We start from the raw sequence: 16,464 nt of genomic DNA, 5'->3' as shown, positions 1-16,464 counted from the left end.
CTCCAAAGCACTGATTTTAAACCGGCCTTCAAAACTGTTCACCTCTTGTAAGTTTTACACGGCTCAACCGAGCACATGTCACAGAACATTATAGCACAAAAGCTGTACATCGCAGCAAAAGCGGCCCGTCCTTGTTTACATGCTTGCTTCAAGATCCGTATGATCCTGCATAATAATAAGCTTCTCGCAATAATCAATGATTTCGCTCCGTCTGACAATCCCGATAAAACGGTTCCGGTCATCGACGACCGGCACGAAGTTTTGCGCTTTCGCAAGCGAAATCAAATCCTCCATGTTGGAGTCAATGCTGACCGTACGGACGTTCAAGCGCAGCGGCACTTCCGACAGCTTCACCTTATTCGTCTGCTCGAATGAAAGCTCCGGATGGTTTTTCATATACCATAACAAATCGCCTTCCGTTACCGAGCCCTTATAATGGCCGTCCGGATCAATGATCGGCACAGCCGTATACCGGTGATGCTCCATCTTCTCCAGCGTCTGCCTTAGCGTGGCATCCGAGGTAAGCGTGACGACCTCCTGCTTCGGGAGCAGAAAAAATGCAATGTTCATATCGTATATCCTCCGTTATTCTAATGCCCGAAGGCTGGCTGCAGCCTGCGTTCCTCCATCCGGAAGGACGGCCTGCAATCCTTCGAAGTTTACCTATTAAAGTTAAACGAATACGACTCTATTGTAAACGATCGGCGGTTTGCGCGTATGATCAAAATATTTCAAGCCATACCTGTTTATCTCTCATAATATGGAAGGAATATGAAAATATAGGGCCGAATAGGATGAGAATAAATAAAAGCCGAAAGGGGGATTCGCGTGGTCCAGCCATCGCTTAATCCTGAACCATCCTCAACAGGGCTTGATCCAAAGGCAGCTGCTCTGCTTTGTTATTTGTTATGGTTCGTAACCGGCCTCGTGTTCCTCTTCATAGAAAAGCAAAGCCGGTTCGTCAAATTTCATGCCGTCCAATCCATTGCCGTTTCCGTTCTGTTAATGGTCATTAATTTTATATTCGGCTGGATTCCGATTATTGGCTTCGTTATTGCCCCGGCCTCCATCCTGCTCTGGATCGCGCTTATGGCGCTCGCTTATCAAGGCAAGGCGTACAAGCTGCCGATTATAGGTGATTTTGCGGAGCAGCAAGCCCGCAAGCTGTAGACGCCCTCAGCAGCCCCTGCTTCTTTCCAGAAGCAAGGGCTGTATTTTTATTCTGCTGGCCATGTACGGCCGTCTGCCCCATCCTCTTCATCGTACAGGCGGGTGCGCATCTTGAACCAGTCGAACAAGCTGACGACGATAACCTTCAGCACCGCATAGCCCGGAACCGCCAATATTACGCCTACCACGCCAAACAGATGGCCCGAGGTTAAAATCACGAACAAAATCGTGATCGGATGCACCTGCAAGCTTTTGCCCATAATTTGCGGGGAAATAAACTTGCCTTCGATGAGCTGTACAATCGTCCATATGACCAGCATTTTGAGCAGCATAATAGGCGATGTGACAATCGCAACAACAAGCGCGGGCGTAATGGCAATCGCCGGCCCCAAATACGGGATAACCGCCGTGCAGGCCGCCACTACCGCGAGTATAAGCGAATATTTCAGCCCGATAATGACATAGCCGATATAGAGCAATACGCCAATGCAGAAGCTGACAATAATTTGCCCACGGATATAGGTGCTGATCTGGTGGTTCATATCCTTCAGCACTTGGCCGGAACGGGGGCGCAGCCTTGTCGGCAGCAGTTTTTTCAAATAATCGGGAAGCCGTTTCCCGTCCTTCAGCAAATAAAACAGGATCAGCGGGACCATGACAACGGATAATACAATTTCCGTCACCGCGCCAACAAAACTGCCGATCGTCGACCAGGCGTTCTGAATAAAATTAGTTACATGCTGGCTGAGCGATGATGTAATGTCGGGTGAATTCAGATGGAACTTGTTAAGCAGCTCCGACGCAGTCGCCGTGCCGATGATCGATTCCATCACATTTTGCAGTTGGACGATATAGTCGGGAAGACTGCTGATAAAATCGGACACCTGACCGCTAATAAAAGGAACGACCGCCACGATTAGCAGCACCAATATAGCCGCAATCAGCAAATATAACGCAAGGATCGAATAACCTCGCTTTATCTTTTTCCGTTCCAAATAATTGACGATCGGATTAAGCAAATAATAGCCGATACCGCTCAAAATGATTGGAAGAAGGATAGTCTTGAGCATGACCATGACGGGCGTAAAAATAAAACTGATCTTGTTGAGCACAAAAATGTTAATGCCGAGCAGCAGAAGCACGAGCAGGAAAATAACGGCTTTATTGTTCAGAAAATACGCTTTAAACCGTTCTGCGCCGGCGCGGAAATGATTCATAGGCCAGTATCCTTTCTGAAAAAATAATCCTTTTTTCTTGCAGGAGAGCGTTAGACATATGTAACGTAATACGGCTGCCTGCCGGCAAAGTTCCGTCTTCTTCCTGTCTAAGCTGCCGCTCCCGGCGTCCAGCCGCCCCGCCGGCCTCCGCTTCCAATCCTCAACCATTTCGCCCCGGACAGCCAATATCCTTCTTATTGTTGCCCATCCAGGAACGGAAAGCCGCATAACGGCAATAAAAAAACATCCCTGCCGTCCCGAAGGATGACAAGGATGTTTCTGGGTTACCGCCAAAGCGACTATTCTGTCGTGTATGGCAGCAATGCAACTTGACGTGCGCGTTTGATCGCAATCGTCAGAGCACGTTGATACTTCGCGCTCGTTCCAGTTACACGGCGTGGCAAAATTTTACCGCGCTCGCTGATGAACTTTTTGAGCAGATCCGTATCTTTATAATCAATGTGAGTAATTTTGTTTACTGTAAAGTAGCAAACTTTGCGGCGTTTGTTGCGTCCGCCTTTACGGCCGAACTTGCGTTCTGGACGTTCTCCGCCTTCTTCTCTCGCTTTGAAGCTCATTCTTGTCCCATCCTTTCAATTAAAATGGCAAATCATCTTCGGAAATGTCGATCGGTCGACCATCATCCGAGAACGGATCACGGTTGTCGTTACGTGTTGGAGAGTAATTACCGGACCGGCTTCCTTGGCTGCCGCCGCCTCCATAAGAAGGAGCGTTGCCTCCGCCGAAAGATCCGCCGTTTCCGCTGCCACCGGCGTAACCGCCGCCGCCATTATCCTCACGCGCTGCATTATCGCGTCCGGATTCCAAGAATCGTACGTTATCGGCAATCACTTCCGTGACATAGACGCGTTTGCCTTCGTTATTCTCGTAGTTGCGCACTTGAATGCGCCCCTCAACCGCCGTCAAACGCCCTTTGCGCAAGTAGTTGGCACAGGTCTCAGCCAACTGCCGCCATGTGACGACCGGTATAAAATCCGCTTCGCGTTCTCCGCCGCCGCTCGTAAATGGCCGGTCCACAGCAAGCGTAAATTGCGTTACCGCAACGCCTGCGGGGGTGTACCGCATTTCGGGGTCCCTCGTCAATCTGCCAATCAAAATTACGCGGTTCAACATCGTTCAGACCTCCCAATCGTGCAATACTGAAGGAATTAAGCTACGTCTTTGACGATCAAGGAACGGATAACTTCATCCGAAATCTTCATGACGCGGTCAAGTTCGTTGATAACTTCAGTCGTTGCGTTGAAGTTAACCAAAACGTAGTAACCGTCACGAATTTTGTTGATCTCATACGCAAGACGGCGTTTTCCGATCAGATCTTGCTTCGTAACCTCTCCGCCATTGGAGATGATGCCATTGAACTTCTCAACGATGGCTTGAACAGCTTCTTGCTCAAGTTCCGGACGCAGAATGTACATCACTTCATATTTGCGCATATTGTTTCACCTCCTCTTGGACTAGCGGCCCCCATATGGGAGCAAGGAGCGAGATATATTCTCGCGTTCGCATACTTGATTACTATATCAAATTGTAATGGGCCTTGGCAAGTGAACTTTGGCGCGGCTGCCAGCCTTTCCTGCAATCCCCTCTCATGAGCGCCTCACCGCTTGCAAACGATACAGACGGACGCGTCAGCGCGTCTTTCCTTCAAGCTTGGCCATTATGCAGGAGGTGGAACATCATGGGTGAATGGACCTTTTTTTCGCCGGGAGACAAAGCGCCAAATGACGGCACGTATATTGAGGATGGCGTAAATTCGTTTCATATGGGCATTCAGGATCCGAAAAAAGTGCATCTGCGCAAAGGCGAGAAATTTCCGGATACGTCCAATCATGAACGCAAGTGGAGAAAGCTGGGCCATTAATTTTTTTGCATGACTTATGTATAACCTTTACGATGCCGGGACATCATACTAAACGACGGTGACAAGCGAGGTGTGGTTCCATTGAACCTCATGGATCAGGAAACACTGGAGGAAGTCATCTATTCGCAAAGAAGCGAGGGGTTGTGCTAAAGACAAGCGTCTGTAAACACACATTCGATTAAAAGAATGCACTCACGATTTGCTAAGCAGTAATGACAGCAGACTCAAACCCATTCATCACCGTCAAAAAGAGAGCCCTCCGGGGCTCTCTTTTGATTCTTGCTTCCTGCGGGCCGCTCTTTTGCTGCTTATGCCTTTTAAAGCCGTTATTAGCGTTTTCGTTTGATCCAAGGTTTGCTTGCGCCCTTGATGATCGTTTTCTTGACCTTCTTAGATTCCTGGCCGCCCTGCTCATCGTTTTTTTTGCCGGCAATGCCGCTTCTGCCGTTGCCGTTTGCAAACTGCGAATATTTATTGGCCGTGCGTCCAAAAATCGCATTTTGCCCCCCTTGCGTGGCTGTAGCGCCTACATTCCGGTTAATTTGCGCCCCGCCTTCTGCACGCTGCTCCACATGAATAATTTTGTTATGGCTGAAAATCAGAAAAATATTGATGTTGCTCTTTTTTTGCGCCATGAGACCACATCGCTCCTTTATAGCTTGGTCATACAATGTATGTCCATATCGCTAAGCTGCTTATGTGGCTGTCCATTCCGGCGATAAATAATAAAAAAGCCCCCTGCAGCTTGCTGCTGCAGAAGGCTAATCGGTTATGTATGGCGGAGAGGGTGGGATTCGAACCCACGCACGCTTTGACACGCCTAGCTGATTTCGAGTCAGCCCCCTTGGGCCTCTTGGGTACCTCTCCGTATTTTCAAGACAAAAATTATCTTAGCATACGAATCAGCCTTGCGCAAGTCCCAAAACCAATTTTTTTTGCATTTAAAATTATGTAAAATAATTCCATATCCCACTTTGTTTTTGATGCCTTTATGCTGGGCTGGCTAAACCAGCGGAATAATACCCGGTTTACTCCGCTGATCCGTTATCCGTTCTGCCGGATTGCTGGCCTGCATCTGCTGCGGAGCGCAGCACCTTTTTCATGCTTTTTTCGAACTTCACCCGCGGAACAAGCACGCTATGCTTGCAGCCTACGCATTTGATGCGGATGTCCATTCCCATGCGGATAATCTCCATCTCGTTCGTGCCGCAAGGATGCGGCTTTTTCATTTGAACGATATCGCCTAATTCGAACTGCTTACGCTCCATTTTTCGCTCCGCCCTTCTCATTGCGCTGATAGGTCATCATACGCGTATACGGGAATTCGATGCCGTTCTCATCCAGCGCCTTTTTCAGCTCGCCGTTCAGTTTACGGCTTATGGCAGCCGTTGTATTCGGCAGGCACTCCGCCGTCACGCGGAGCGTCACTTCAGAGGCGCCAATCGACTGTACCCCGAGCACTTCCGGCGTCTTCACCAGATTCTCGTCCTGAAACTGCGCCAAATGCCCGCTAATAACTTCTGTTGCCCGCTCCACGTCGGATTCGTAGGCAATGGCAATATCGATTACCGCTACTGCATTACGCAGCGAGAAATTCGTTACTTCATTAATCATCCCGTTCGGAATGATATACACTTCACCGGTCCAGCTCAATATCCGGGTTGCCCTTAAGCCGATTACTTCGACCGTCCCCCGGTAGCTGCCGGTTTGAATGACATCGCCTACCGCAAACTGATCTTCCAATATAATAAAAAATCCGGTAATAACGTCCTTCACTAAGCTTTGCGCGCCAAAGCCAATGGCCAGCCCGATGACGCCGGCGCCAGCCAGCAGCGGAGCCAGATGAATGCCGAACTCGGATAAAATAAGCAGCCCGCCAATAAAGTACACGACATAAGTTACAATATTTTTGAGCAGCTTGCCTACCGTGTTCATTCTCCGGCTATGGTTTTGAAGCCGCAGCATTTCCTTTTGTAAAATAATCCGGTCGATCGTTTTATGGACTACCCACATCATCAATAGCCCAATCGCAATAATTACAACAATACGAAATGCGGATTCGCCAATTCTTGTCCATGTATCGGAGTCGGTCATCGATTCGACGATTCCTTGAAACCAGTTTACGCTTTCTTCGATCGTTTGAACATCCTGCACATCTTCCGCCAATTCGATCACTTCGTAACACCTCTTTAAATCAAAACTTCCTCATACATATGCGGCTGCACCGCTTTAAAGATCCCCCGGATCTCTACTTGCTCGCTTGCTATCACTTCGGCTACCGCCTGCAAATCGTCGTCAGCGAACTGAATCGACAAAGCGCAGCCCGCGGTTATTTCTTTGGGAGTCGGGCATATATCGATTTCAATCTCGACATATTCCAGCAGCATCTCCGCCCGGAGCGCCTGCTGCGTGGAATCAAAAGCAATCAGCATCCGTATAACCCTCCTGTCAGGATGATGCATGTTGAACATTCTTATACGATTGTTAAAGGATGGGCAGCGCAGAGGCTTCTCTGCACAAGCAGGCGCAGCAGCCTCCCGGCCACCATACCAGCCCTGCCTGATGCTGCTTGTGTCCCGCCCTTTCCTGACACCGGTTTTATAGCATGTCTCTACGTATAAAATGGCCTATCCTTCCATATACTAGTACCATATCGGTTCATTGGAGGGGAAACTATGAAACTATCGTTTTTTAAAGATTCGCCCTTAAAAGTATTTTATACGGAATCAAATGCTTCCCACCAGCTGATGGCCCGCTTAACCGCGATGTTGGATGAAATGGCCGGCACCCGCCCCGTTGTCATTGTTTGCGTCGGCACCGACCGTTCCACCGGCGATTCCTTGGGCCCTCTTGTCGGTTCCTCTCTCTCGCAATACCAAAGCCCGATGTTCTCGGTATACGGGACGTTGGAAGAACCGGTCCATGCTATGAACCTGGAGGAAACCTTGCTCCTTATTAACCGGAAGCATCACCGGCCATTTATAATCGGCATTGATGCTTGCCTCGGACAAGTTGCAAGCGTCGGCTGCGTGCAAGTTGGCGTCGGTCCTGTCCGCCCAGGCGCCGGCGTTAATAAAGATTTGCCGCCGGTCGGCGACATTCATATTACCGGTATTGTGAATGTAGGCGGTTTTATGGAATATTTCGTTTTGCAGAACACAAGGCTTCATCTGGTTATGAAGCTTTCCGAGCTCATTTCCGCAAGCTTGTTTAATTCCATTGTGAACAGAACTGCTGTATCCGCTGTTTCCCGCAATCAAACCGCCGCCGCAGACCTCCACTTCTAACGGCCGGATTCAAAATCCCTGCTGCCAAAAAGCTATTTGGCTTGATCGATGGCGTTTCGTTCTTCCGGCGACAGCGGATGGACAGACTCGCCTTTTTCGATTGGCTTGGCATATACGTATGTATTATCGCGGTTATAAATCCCCGTTAATACATAACCGTCCTTCTGCTCGTTTAACACCGCAATCGAGAAGCTCAAGTTATTGCCCTGCTCGGAAAAAGCATTATAGCGGGTTACGCTTACTTTCCCCTTCATCTCATTTTGCTGTGCCTTCAGCGCTTGCAGCTCCTGCTGCTGGCGGTCCATCACCTGCTGCTGCGAAGCGATTGTTTGTTTCAGACCTGTAATGACTTCCTCCATGTTCGAAACGCCAAAGCTGCCCATCACTTCTACATATTGTTTTCTTAGTCGCTTCAGTTTGCGTCCCAGTGCCGATACCCATAAAACCATAATAATAACGCCAATAACAATGACAACTGCAGCCCCTACTGTAGGGTTCGAACTCCACTCTTCCATGAACTTTTATCGCTCCCGGTTCTTGATGATTAACTTGTGCACTGATCTTGTTGTTTAGTAATGAGCGCTAATTTCTTTTACCGCTTCAATGAGGCGGTCGCATTCTTCTTCGGTTGTAAAACAGCCCACGCTTGCCCGAACAGCGCCGGTTCCCGTAGTCCCTGCACTTTCATGAGCCAGCGGCGTGCAATGGAATCCGGCTCTTACCGCAATCCCGTAATGCTGATCTAAAATAAAAGACATTTCGGACGGATCAATCCCTTCAGCCACAAATGAGACGATGCCGGTTCTCGGAGACCCGAGCCGCGGACCTAATATTCGTATCCGATTGAGTTGAAGCAGTCCTTCCATTATGCGCTGGGACAATCGCCATTCCTTCTCGTATATCGCTGCCGTACCTTCCTGAAGCACATAACGGACACCAGCGCCTAAACCGGCAATCCCCGGCGTATTTAATGTGCCTGCTTCATAACGGTCTGGACGGACTGCCGGCTGTTCCGGCGCTTCGGACTGGCTGCCCGTGCCGCCGTGCATATGAGGCTCCAAATCAATATCGGGGTGAATATACAACCCGCCGGTTCCTTGCGGCCCTAACAGCCCTTTATGGCCCGGAAAAGCGAGCATATCAATTCCCATCGCCTGTACGTCTATTGGCAGCAGTCCGGCGCTTTGGGCGGCGTCTACAAGCAGCTTAATCCCCTTCCCCTTAAGCGATTCAGCGATTTGTTCAACCGGCTGAATGGTGCCAAGCAGATTGGAACTGTGGTTAACAATAACCAGCTTCGTATTGGGCTGCAGCGCGGCAAGCACCTGTTCAGCTGTTACTGTGCCCTCTTCATCGGCTTCTACATACGTGACCTGGACGTTCATAACCCGCTTCGCATACTCCAGCGGCCTTCGGACGGCATTATGTTCAACAGCTGTTGCAATGACATGATCCCCTTCGCGAATAAAGCCTTTAATAGCCAAATTTAAAGCGGCTGTTGTATTCGCTGCAAAAACAATATCATTGGGGTTATGCACATGGAACAGCTTGCTTAACTCTTTCCTTGCCTGAAAGATCACTCTGCTCGCTTGAACGGCCATCCGGTGGCTGCCTCTGCCGGGGTTTGCGGCTTCATGCAGCATCGCATGCTGAACCGCTTCGATGACCGATGAAGGCTTTGGCCACGATGTTGCTGCATGATCCAAATAAATAACCGGTGACTGATTATTTTTCATCCGCGCCAGCCCTCTTCTTTCCCTATCAATCTGTTCATTTCAAAAAAATAATAGCATACCTTAGTTTAATCTTTCACATCGAAGATTACAACTTTGGTATGCTATATTTTACGGGCTTTTAGCTCAAACTTTGCAGCAGTTCAAGAAGCCTTTCCAAATCTTGCTTGCTGTAATATTGGAGCTCAATTTTACCTTTATCTTTTTGCTGTTTAATTCTTACCGTTGTCTTGAAACGGTCCCGCAGCGTATCTTCAAGACTCTCAATATAAGGGTCTCGTTTCTTCTGTTTTGCTTTCTCCGGCTTGTCCGGCAACGGCTTCATATCCAGCTTCTGAATCGCTTCCTCCAGCTCGCGGACGCTCCACTCTTGCTCAACAATCCGTTCTGCCAATTCCTTTTGAACAGCCGTATCTTTCAAACCGGCCAGCGCTCTGGCATGGCCCATCGAAATTGTTCCACGTGAAACATTATCCTTAATTTCCGCCGGCAAAGAAAGCAGCCGAATAAAGTTAGCAATATGCGAACGCGACTTCCCCACTTTTAACGACAGCTCTTCTTGCGTCAAATTGAACTTGTCCATCAGCGACTGATATGCAATCGCAACCTCGATGGCATTCAAATCTTCCCGCTGCAAGTTCTCAATAAGCGCAATTTCCATAACCTGCTGATCGGAGAACGACCGGACGACAGCCGGAATGGTCGCATTGCCAATAAGCTGAGAAGCACGGAAACGGCGTTCGCCGGCAATAATTTCATATCCTTTAAGAACGGTACGAACGATAATCGGCTGAATGACGCCATGCTGCTTAATGGATTCTGCCAGCTCTTTAATGGAATTGTCTTCAAAATGCTTCCGGGGCTGATACGGATTAGGCCGCAGCTCGGAAAGCGGAATTTCCACCACTTTATCATCTTCGCTGACCGCCAACGAAGGAATAAGAGCGTCGAGACCTCTACCTAGCCGCTTGCTCATACATAATCACTTCCTTCGCTAGTTCTAAATAAACTTCTGCTCCTTTAGATCTCGGATCATAAGTAATAATCGCTTGTCCATGGGAAGGCGCTTCGCTTAAGCGGACATTACGCGGAATGATCGTCTGATACACCTTGCTTTGAAAATACTTTTTCACTTCCTCGATCACTTGAATGCCCAGATTCGTTCTGGCATCCAGCATCGTAAGAAGTACGCCTTCAATTTGAAGCGACGTATTTAAATGCTTTTGTACAAGCCTAACCGTATTCAAAAGCTGGCTAAGCCCTTCCAAAGCGTAATATTCGCATTGAATCGGAATAATGACAGAATCGGCCGCCGTAAGCGAGTTAATGGTAAGAAGACCTAGCGATGGCGGACAATCAATTAAAATATAATCAAATTGATCTTTTACTTGATGCAGCGATTTTTTTAGCCGCAGTTCTCTTGAAATCGTCGATACTAACTCAATCTCGGCACCGGCCAATTGAATTGTTGCCGGAATTACTTTCAAATTATCAATATCCGTGTTTTGTATCGCATCTCTTGGATGCACATCATTAATAAGCACATCGTAAATGCAATTTTCCACATCCGCTTTATTAATGCCAATGCCGCTTGTAGTATTCCCTTGCGGGTCAATATCCACCAGCAATACGCGTTTGCCAAGCGAAGCGAGACAGGCTCCAAGATTGACGGACGTCGTTGTTTTGCCAACGCCGCCTTTCTGATTTGCAATTGCAATTATTTTAGACAAACCGCTCACCTCTGTAGTTAACAATCTTGGTCTAGCCAACAGCTTCTGATCCCAGCGACTCCTCATCCTGTAAATCAAGTCTGCTCTATCATCAGCTCGTTATAGCAGCTTTTCTCTCTATTAGAAAAAGAATGCGATAATTGCATTGTACCAGAAAAACGGCATCGCCGCCTCCCTATTGGAAGACGGCATCATGACAATCCAGCAATAAAATGATTTTTTATCGCATATACAGATAATCTAACGTTTCGGGATTTGAATAACGATCTCATAATGATCGTCGTAGTCCTGCTCGTTTGTCTTTATTTTTAATCCGGAACCGGCCACCATGTCTATCGACTGCCTGATTGTATTGATCGCAAGTCTCGTATCTTTCGTAAAAGAAAACCGTTTCGGCTTCTTCGCCGCTTTAGCCGCCTCTTTCAAAAATGCGATCCGCGCTTCCGTCTGTTTGACGTTCAGTTCTTTCGCAATAATCTCTTCCAGTAATTTATTTTGCTGTTCTTCCGTTTCCAGGCTCAGCAATGCTCTCGCATGACGCTCTGTAATTTTACGTTCGATCAGCGCATTTCTCACTGTCTCTCCAAGCCCTAACAGCCGCAGCTTATTGGCAATCGTGGATTGGCTTTTGCCTAAACGCTGAGCAAGACTCTCCTGCGTTAATTGGTGCAGCTCAATCAGCTTCTGATAAGCAATCGCTTCTTCAATAGCCGTCAAGCCTTCCCGCTGTAAATTTTCTATCAGCGCAATGGAGGCCGTCTGTGAATCATTGAACTCCCGTACAATGGCTGGAATCGTCTCCATGCCAAGCTTTGTGACGGCACGCCACCGGCGCTCGCCTGCAATTAATTCGTAGCGGCCATTACGGATGCGAACAACAATCGGCTGGATGACGCCATGTGTCTTAATCGTTTGACAAAGCTCATCAATCCGCTCGTCATCAAATACAGTACGCGGCTGAAATGGACTTGAATCAATTTCATTAACCGGAATTTGACGCACCTCATCCGCGCTGCTTCGCGAATCGGACAAACCAAACAATCGTGAAAATTGCTCTTTCATAACCTATATACCACCCGACCCAGAAGCTCATGCTCCCCACTTGTATCCGAAGCATGATACTTCAAAGATGTGATTCTATGTATGCCTTATAACTCCATCAACAAATGACCGACGAGTACGCAAATCTTTCACTCTATTATTTCGACTAGCAAGCACAATTTTCCTGCTAGACAGTGTGCCAAGCCGCACAAAAAAGTGACAATAATGTTCCACGTGGAACATTATTGTCAAACGTCATTGATGTTCAGCTATTTTTAAACAATCGGCTGCTTTAAAGGCGTACCCGCTTTTCTCGGATATAATCGAGGGGTATGATCCACCTTCGAAATGAGAACAATATGGCGCTCGCTTTGCTCATGCGGCAAAACAAATTCATGCTGAGACAACAGCTTTCCTCTTAAAGCTTTCAAACTCGCTGCTGACTCCTGTACCTCTTCTTCGCTTTTAGCGCCTTTCATAGCAGCAAAGGTGCCCCCTACTTTCACGAAAGGCAAGCAAAATTCGTTCAATACATTTAATCGTGCTACCGCTCTTGCTGTGACAAGATCATAACGGTCCCGGTGTTCCGGCAGCCTGGCAATATCTTCAGCTCTGCCATGTACGCAATTGACCCGGTCAAGACCAAGCTGCTCGGCTAACATCCTTAGAAACTGAATTCGTTTGTTCAACGAGTCCACAATAGTAATTTCCAGATGCGGGAATAAAATTTTAAGCGGAACGCTCGGAAAACCTGCCCCCGAGCCGATATCCGCCAGCTTGTTGACGCTTTGCATCTCTACAAAAAACGAAAGGGAAACCGAATCGTAAAAATGTTTTTCATAAACGGCATTTCGTTCCGTAATGCCTGTCAAATTCATTTTCTCGTTCCACTCGACAAGCAGTTCATAATAATGTTCAAATTGCTGGAGCTGCACCGGGCTCAGTGAAATCCCCTTTTGCTCCAGCTGCTGTTGAAATTGAAAATGTTGTTCCATCTATGCTCTAGCCGCCGTTACCCGATTGTAATGCTCCAAATAAACGAGCAAAATCGAAATATCAGCTGGCGTTACACCTCCGACACGTGATGCTTGCCCCAGCGTTAACGGCCGGACAACGCTAAGTTTTTGCTTCGCTTCCGAAGCTAGGCCATTAATTTCTTCATATACGATATTATCCGGTATCTTTTTCTTTTCCATTTTGTTCAGCCGCTCTACTTGAAGAAGCTGTTTCTCAATATAACCGGCGTATTTGATTTGAATTTCAGCCTGTTCTTTCATTTCTTCCGTCAGTTCCAAAGGCGATGGCGCAATTTGCTCCAGCATTGCATACGAAACCTCCGGGCGGCGAAGCAGCGTCAACGCGTCCGTCGTATTCGCAATCGGAGCCGATCCTGCAGCCGTCAGCATCTCCGCCGCTTCCTCTGGACGGATTTTTACTGTGCGCAGACGTTCGATCTCATCCGCTACAAGCTGCTTTTTCGCCAAAAATGACTGGTACCGCTCTTCCGAAATGAGGCCGATTTCATGGCCAAGCGGCGTTAAGCGGAGATCCGCGTTATCGTGACGGAGCAGCAAACGATATTCAGCACGGGAAGTGAGCAGACGGTAAGGGTCGTTTGTTCCCTTCGTCACCAGATCGTCGATCATCACGCCGATATAACCTTGCGAACGCGAAATGATCACCGGTTCTTTCCCCTGCACTTTACGGGCTGCGTTAATGCCAGCCATAATGCCTTGACCAGCTGCTTCTTCATAACCGGATGTGCCGTTAATTTGGCCTGCCGTAAACAAACCGGTAATCACTTTGGTCTCCAGCGACGGCCACAGCTGAGTGGGCACCACCGCATCGTATTCAATCGCATAACCGTTACGCATCATTTCCACTTTTTCAAGGCCCGGAATTGACCTTAAAATTTGCAGCTGCACGTCTTCCGGCATACTGGTCGAAAGCCCTTGGACATAATATTCGGACGTATGTTTGCCTTCCGGCTCCAAGAAAATTTGGTGTTTTGGCTTATCGGCAAAACGAACGATTTTATCCTCAATCGACGGGCAATACCGCGGCCCCGTTCCTTCAATCACACCCGAGAACATCGGAGCGCGATGCAGGTTGTCATTAATAATTTGATGCGTTTGCTCCGACGTATACGTCAGCCAGCAAGGCAGCTGCTCATTATCCGAAGACTTCGTCTCATAGGAGAAAAACTTCGGCTGCTCATCGCCCGGCTGAATTTCCGTTTTCGAAAAATCAATCGTATCCTTATGAACACGCGGAGGCGTGCCCGTTTTGAAGCGGACCAGCTTGAGGCCCAGCTCCTTCAAGTTTTCAGCAAGCTTCAAAGACGGTTGCTGGTTATTAGGGCCGCTTGAATACATCAGTTCGCCCATAATAATTTTACCGCGCAAATAAGTGCCGGTTGTGACTACGACCGCTTTCGCGCTGTAAATAGCGCCGGTTTGGGTTACAACGCCTTTGCATACGCCATCCTCCACAACCAGCTCTTCAATCATCGCCTGGCGCAGCGTCAAATGTTCCGTTTCCTCAATCGTCTTCTTCATTTGATGCTGATACGAAAATTTGTCCGCTTGTGCACGCAGCGCATGAACGGCCGGCCCTTTCCCGGTATTCAACATCCGCATTTGAATAAACGTTTTATCGATGTTGCGGCCCATCTCGCCGCCCAGCGCATCAATTTCACGCACAACATGGCCTTTGGCCGGTCCGCCAATAGACGGATTGCACGGCATAAACGCCACCATATCCAAGTTAATCGTCACAAGCAGCGTCTCGCATCCCATCCGCGCTGCAGCCAGCGCCGCTTCTACCCCGGCATGGCCTGCGCCTACAACAATAACGTCATATTGACCCGCTTCATATCCCATTATTCATATCCCTCCCTATAGCCGCACAGCGTTTAATCCACTGTTTAACATAAATTCCATTATTTATAATTAAATTCGTTACTGCACTATTGTAAAACTTATTTTCCCAAACAGAACTGGGAAAAGATTTGGTCGATAAGCGAGTCGCCGGCCGTATCGCCCAATATTTCGCCAAGCGATTCCCATGCCGTTCGGACATCAATTTGAATGACATCAATCGGAATGCCGATATCCGACGCTTCCACTGCATCCAGCAGCGATTGCCGCGCCTGCTTAAGCAGCGATATATGGCGTACATTGCTCACATAAGTTAAATCGCCGGAATCCAGCTCGCCTTCAAAAAACATGCGGCTGATCGCTTTTTCCAGCTGATCCATTCCCTGCTCGGCAACGACGGACATCCGGATAACCGCTTCGCTGCCAAACCGGCTTTCCACTTCACCGATATCCAGCTTATTCGGCAAGTCGGTTTTGTTAATGATAACAATGACCGGCCGCCCTTCCACAAGCTCCATCAGTTTGCGGTCATCTTCATGCAGCGTCTCATGATTATTTAGCACCAGCAATACAAGATCGGCATCCTCCAGTGCGGAACGCGAACGCTCCACGCCGATTTTCTCCACCACATCGGTTGTTTCCCGAATGCCGGCCGTATCCATCAAACGAAGCGGAATGCCGTTCAATGAAACGTATTCTTCAATGACATCGCGAGTCGTGCCCGGGATATCGGTCACAATCGCTTTGTTTTCCTGGGTAAGCACGTTCATCAGCGAAGATTTGCCGACATTGGGCCTTCCGACAATGGCCGTCATAATGCCTTCTCTTAATATTTTACCTTCATTCGCCGTTTTTAGCAGCCGTCCGATCTCTTCCAGCGCACTGCCGCATTGCTCCCGGATATATGCCGCGGTCATTTCAGCCACATCATGCTCCGGATAATCAATATTGACCTCGATATGAGCGAGCAGCTCAATGACCGTTTGCCGCAGCGCTTGAATGCGCTTCGACAATATTCCTTCCGCCTGCTTCCTTGCCACGGAAAAAGCACGGTCCGATTTCGAGCGGATGAGGTCAATAACCGCCTCCGCCTGCATCAAATCAATACGCCCGTTCAGAAAGGCGCGTTTCGTAAATTCGCCCGGCTCCGCAATCCGGATATCTTTCTGCAGCAGCACCGCATCAAGAACCTTTTTCACTGCAATAACGCCGCCGTGCGTATTGATTTCAACAACATCCTCCGCTGTAAAGGACCGAGGTCCTCGCATCAGCGTCACGATAACTTCCTCTATGGAATCGCCCGTTGCCGGATCGATAATATTCCCGTAATGCACCGTATGCGACTCCGCATCCTGCAATGCCGTTTTCGAGCGAAAAATCCGCCCTACTCCTTCTATCGCTTCAGGGCCGCTCACGCGGATAATGGCGATGCCGCCTTCCCCGATTGCTGTCGCAATGGCTGCTATTGTGTCGTTAATCATGGAGCAAACCACCTCGCTAAATTGAAAAACAGCAATGACTATTG

The 16,464-nt window shown here is 48.5% G+C and carries 20 protein-coding genes and 1 tRNA gene; 3 read left to right on the top strand and 18 right to left on the bottom strand.

The window, feature by feature from the left end; genetic code table 11:
* Positions 1-135: 135 nt before the first annotated feature.
* The gene (locus ET464_RS15080; RefSeq protein WP_129442240.1) at positions 136-570 is read right to left on the bottom strand and encodes a CBS domain-containing protein; all 435 of its coding nucleotides are present in this window, start codon (positions 568-570) and stop codon (positions 136-138) included.
* Positions 571-828: 258 nt separating this feature from the next.
* Between ET464_RS15080 and ET464_RS15075 the strand changes: the two genes are divergently transcribed.
* On the top strand, positions 829-1,170 hold the full coding sequence (locus ET464_RS15075) for a DUF4870 domain-containing protein (RefSeq protein ID WP_129442238.1): 342 nt from the start codon (positions 829-831) through the stop codon (positions 1,168-1,170).
* Positions 1,171-1,217: 47 nt separating this feature from the next.
* Here ET464_RS15075 and ET464_RS15070 read toward each other — a convergent pair whose 3' ends face one another.
* The 4 genes from ET464_RS15070 to rpsF all read right to left on the bottom strand — a co-directional run bounded on the left by ET464_RS15070 (position 1,218) and on the right by rpsF (position 3,841).
* Positions 1,218-2,387, bottom strand: coding sequence for an AI-2E family transporter (locus ET464_RS15070; protein ID WP_129442236.1), 1,170 nt, complete (start codon positions 2,385-2,387; stop codon positions 1,218-1,220).
* 299 nt (positions 2,388-2,686) lie between these two features.
* Positions 2,687-2,965, bottom strand: coding sequence for a 30S ribosomal protein S18 (gene rpsR / locus ET464_RS15065; RefSeq protein WP_129442234.1), 279 nt, complete (start codon positions 2,963-2,965; stop codon positions 2,687-2,689).
* Between the two features lie 19 nt (positions 2,966-2,984).
* Positions 2,985-3,521 (bottom strand): single-stranded DNA-binding protein, encoded by a 537-nt coding sequence (gene ssb / locus ET464_RS15060; protein ID WP_129442232.1) that lies wholly within the window; start codon positions 3,519-3,521, stop codon positions 2,985-2,987.
* Between the two features lie 35 nt (positions 3,522-3,556).
* A complete protein-coding gene (gene rpsF, locus ET464_RS15055; protein ID WP_129442230.1) occupies positions 3,557-3,841 on the bottom strand; it encodes a 30S ribosomal protein S6 in 285 nt (94 codons plus the stop codon).
* Positions 3,842-4,086: 245 nt separating this feature from the next.
* Here rpsF and ET464_RS15050 point away from each other — a divergent pair, with 245 nt between their 5' ends.
* Entirely contained in the window at positions 4,087-4,269 is a 183-nt protein-coding gene (locus ET464_RS15050; protein ID WP_129442228.1) for a YjzC family protein, read from the top strand.
* Positions 4,270-4,598: 329 nt separating this feature from the next.
* Here the strand turns inward: ET464_RS15050 and ET464_RS15045 are convergent, their stop codons facing one another.
* The 5 genes from ET464_RS15045 to ET464_RS15025 all read right to left on the bottom strand — a co-directional run bounded on the left by ET464_RS15045 (position 4,599) and on the right by ET464_RS15025 (position 6,701).
* Positions 4,599-4,904, bottom strand: coding sequence for a hypothetical protein (locus tag ET464_RS15045; RefSeq protein ID WP_129442226.1), 306 nt, complete (start codon positions 4,902-4,904; stop codon positions 4,599-4,601).
* 141 nt (positions 4,905-5,045) lie between these two features.
* Positions 5,046-5,136 (bottom strand) — tRNA-Ser (locus tag ET464_RS15040).
* A 161-nt stretch (positions 5,137-5,297) separates the two neighbouring features.
* Complete coding sequence (locus ET464_RS15035) at positions 5,298-5,537, bottom strand: DUF951 domain-containing protein (RefSeq protein WP_129442224.1); 240 nt, start codon at positions 5,535-5,537, stop codon at positions 5,298-5,300.
* Positions 5,527-6,444, bottom strand: coding sequence for a mechanosensitive ion channel family protein (locus ET464_RS15030; RefSeq protein WP_244226551.1), 918 nt, complete (start codon positions 6,442-6,444; stop codon positions 5,527-5,529). The genes ET464_RS15035 and ET464_RS15030 overlap by 11 nt, the downstream gene beginning before the upstream one ends.
* A 14-nt stretch (positions 6,445-6,458) precedes the next feature.
* Positions 6,459-6,701 (bottom strand): putative Se/S carrier protein, encoded by a 243-nt coding sequence (locus ET464_RS15025; RefSeq protein ID WP_129442222.1) that lies wholly within the window; start codon positions 6,699-6,701, stop codon positions 6,459-6,461.
* A 243-nt stretch (positions 6,702-6,944) separates the two neighbouring features.
* Here ET464_RS15025 and yyaC point away from each other — a divergent pair, with 243 nt between their 5' ends.
* Positions 6,945-7,556, top strand: a complete 612-nt coding sequence (yyaC, locus tag ET464_RS15020; protein ID WP_129442220.1) for a spore protease YyaC — start codon at positions 6,945-6,947, stop codon at positions 7,554-7,556.
* A gap of 32 nt (positions 7,557-7,588) precedes the next feature.
* On the opposite strand, the gene ET464_RS15015 is transcribed toward yyaC, so the two are convergent.
* The 8 genes from ET464_RS15015 to mnmE form a co-directional block, all read right to left on the bottom strand.
* On the bottom strand, positions 7,589-8,071 hold the full coding sequence (locus ET464_RS15015; RefSeq protein ID WP_129442218.1) for a DUF4446 family protein: 483 nt from the start codon (positions 8,069-8,071) through the stop codon (positions 7,589-7,591).
* A 54-nt stretch (positions 8,072-8,125) separates the two neighbouring features.
* Entirely contained in the window at positions 8,126-9,292 is a 1,167-nt protein-coding gene (locus ET464_RS15010) for an aminotransferase class V-fold PLP-dependent enzyme (protein WP_129442216.1), read from the bottom strand.
* Between the two features lie 118 nt (positions 9,293-9,410).
* The gene (locus ET464_RS15005; protein WP_129442214.1) at positions 9,411-10,265 is read right to left on the bottom strand and encodes a ParB/RepB/Spo0J family partition protein; all 855 of its coding nucleotides are present in this window, start codon (positions 10,263-10,265) and stop codon (positions 9,411-9,413) included.
* Complete coding sequence (locus ET464_RS15000; RefSeq protein WP_129442212.1) at positions 10,246-11,019, bottom strand: ParA family protein; 774 nt, start codon at positions 11,017-11,019, stop codon at positions 10,246-10,248. The genes ET464_RS15005 and ET464_RS15000 overlap by 20 nt, the downstream gene beginning before the upstream one ends.
* A 240-nt stretch (positions 11,020-11,259) precedes the next feature.
* Positions 11,260-12,081: a nucleoid occlusion protein gene (gene noc / locus ET464_RS14995; protein ID WP_129442210.1), complete on the bottom strand. Its 822-nt coding sequence runs from the start codon at positions 12,079-12,081 to the stop codon at positions 11,260-11,262.
* Between the two features lie 254 nt (positions 12,082-12,335).
* Positions 12,336-13,055, bottom strand: a complete 720-nt coding sequence (rsmG, locus tag ET464_RS14990) for a 16S rRNA (guanine(527)-N(7))-methyltransferase RsmG (RefSeq protein WP_129442208.1) — start codon at positions 13,053-13,055, stop codon at positions 12,336-12,338.
* Entirely contained in the window at positions 13,056-14,942 is a 1,887-nt protein-coding gene (gene mnmG / locus ET464_RS14985; RefSeq protein WP_129442206.1) for a tRNA uridine-5-carboxymethylaminomethyl(34) synthesis enzyme MnmG, read from the bottom strand. It abuts the gene before it with no gap.
* Positions 14,943-15,040: 98 nt separating this feature from the next.
* Positions 15,041-16,420, bottom strand: a complete 1,380-nt coding sequence (gene mnmE / locus ET464_RS14980) for a tRNA uridine-5-carboxymethylaminomethyl(34) synthesis GTPase MnmE (RefSeq protein ID WP_129442204.1) — start codon at positions 16,418-16,420, stop codon at positions 15,041-15,043.
* Positions 16,421-16,464: the final 44 nt, after the last annotated feature.

Origin of the sequence: Paenibacillus protaetiae, from assembly GCF_004135365.1 — a bacterium.
Lineage (GTDB): Bacteria > Bacillota > Bacilli > Paenibacillales > Paenibacillaceae > Paenibacillus_AP > Paenibacillus_AP protaetiae.
Note: the sequence above shows the minus strand (reverse complement) of the source record. Positions and strands in the feature narration are given on the sequence as shown.

Coding starts and splice junctions, on each gene's coding strand:
- ssb (WP_129442232.1), bottom strand. CDS start 3,521: ATGTTGAACCGCGTAATTTTGATTGGCAGATTGACGAGGGACCCCGAA.
- noc (WP_129442210.1), bottom strand. CDS start 12,081: ATGAAAGAGCAATTTTCACGATTGTTTGGTTTGTCCGATTCGCGAAGC.
- rpsF (WP_129442230.1), bottom strand. CDS start 3,841: ATGCGCAAATATGAAGTGATGTACATTCTGCGTCCGGAACTTGAGCAA.
- ET464_RS15080 (WP_129442240.1), bottom strand. CDS start 570: ATGAACATTGCATTTTTTCTGCTCCCGAAGCAGGAGGTCGTCACGCTT.
- mnmE (WP_129442204.1), bottom strand. CDS start 16,420: ATGATTAACGACACAATAGCAGCCATTGCGACAGCAATCGGGGAAGGC.
- ET464_RS15015 (WP_129442218.1), bottom strand. CDS start 8,071: ATGGAAGAGTGGAGTTCGAACCCTACAGTAGGGGCTGCAGTTGTCATT.
- mnmG (WP_129442206.1), bottom strand. CDS start 14,942: ATGGGATATGAAGCGGGTCAATATGACGTTATTGTTGTAGGCGCAGGC.
- ET464_RS15035 (WP_129442224.1), bottom strand. CDS start 5,537: ATGGAGCGTAAGCAGTTCGAATTAGGCGATATCGTTCAAATGAAAAAG.
- ET464_RS15050 (WP_129442228.1), top strand. CDS start 4,087: ATGGGTGAATGGACCTTTTTTTCGCCGGGAGACAAAGCGCCAAATGAC.
- ET464_RS15070 (WP_129442236.1), bottom strand. CDS start 2,387: ATGAATCATTTCCGCGCCGGCGCAGAACGGTTTAAAGCGTATTTTCTG.
- rpsR (WP_129442234.1), bottom strand. CDS start 2,965: ATGAGCTTCAAAGCGAGAGAAGAAGGCGGAGAACGTCCAGAACGCAAG.
- ET464_RS15045 (WP_129442226.1), bottom strand. CDS start 4,904: ATGGCGCAAAAAAAGAGCAACATCAATATTTTTCTGATTTTCAGCCAT.
- rsmG (WP_129442208.1), bottom strand. CDS start 13,055: ATGGAACAACATTTTCAATTTCAACAGCAGCTGGAGCAAAAGGGGATT.
- ET464_RS15010 (WP_129442216.1), bottom strand. CDS start 9,292: ATGAAAAATAATCAGTCACCGGTTATTTATTTGGATCATGCAGCAACA.
- ET464_RS15005 (WP_129442214.1), bottom strand. CDS start 10,265: ATGAGCAAGCGGCTAGGTAGAGGTCTCGACGCTCTTATTCCTTCGTTG.
- ET464_RS15025 (WP_129442222.1), bottom strand. CDS start 6,701: ATGCTGATTGCTTTTGATTCCACGCAGCAGGCGCTCCGGGCGGAGATG.
- yyaC (WP_129442220.1), top strand. CDS start 6,945: ATGAAACTATCGTTTTTTAAAGATTCGCCCTTAAAAGTATTTTATACG.